This is a genomic window from Lentilactobacillus sunkii DSM 19904, assembly GCF_001435575.1.
Lineage (GTDB): Bacteria > Bacillota > Bacilli > Lactobacillales > Lactobacillaceae > Lentilactobacillus > Lentilactobacillus sunkii.
On the sequence record NZ_AZEA01000064.1, the window covers coordinates 1 to 680 of the forward strand.

Consider the following 680-nt stretch of genomic DNA (forward strand, 5'->3'; position numbering starts at 1 on the left):
CTACCGGCGTATATCCAGGGATCACATTAGGGGCCACTTGAGGATCAACGGTTACTTGTTTGCCAACATAACCATCAACTGTCACAACTTTTCCGATGACATTAGTTGTTTTTTGTCCTTTGTCATCTTGGATATAGTGATTGACCGTTATTGCGTTTGCATCAGTGTTTTTGATTGTGTTACCCGTTACATAAACTGGAACATCCTGTTTTTGAGTGGTGTACGTTGGGTTGTCACTCTGCTTCTTACCATCAGGAATTTCAGATTGATCTGAACGATGATATCCATCTGGAATTTGTACTTTGGACTTATCGTTCAAGTTCAGGACATCGCCGGTGTGGCCTTCAGGTACCTCTGTCTTAATGGTTTGCTTGGAATGAGTATCAACTAGGTTAACGTTGATGTTGGTATTCTTATCGCCAGCAACATAAACCGTAACTGTTTGTGGTGTTACGTCATAAACAGGGTTGGCCGGCTGCTTATGGCCGTTTAATTCAGTCTCGGTTGCTTTGTGATAACCCGCCGGAATATTCAGATTCTTGTTATCATTCAGATTCAGCGTTTCACCAGTCTTTCCCTTTGGTTCAACGGTGTTAACTGTATTGTTTGAATTTACATCGTTTTCATTCACAGTAATATTATTCACACTATTGGCAGTGTAATACAGGTTGACCGGAGAT

At 41.3% G+C, this 680-nt stretch carries 1 protein-coding gene; it reads right to left on the minus strand.

Annotated elements, in window-relative coordinates; all coding sequences use genetic code 11:
• A partial coding sequence (locus FD17_RS13265) for a hypothetical protein (protein WP_162256788.1) occupies positions 1–680 on the minus strand: 680 nt, incomplete at both ends.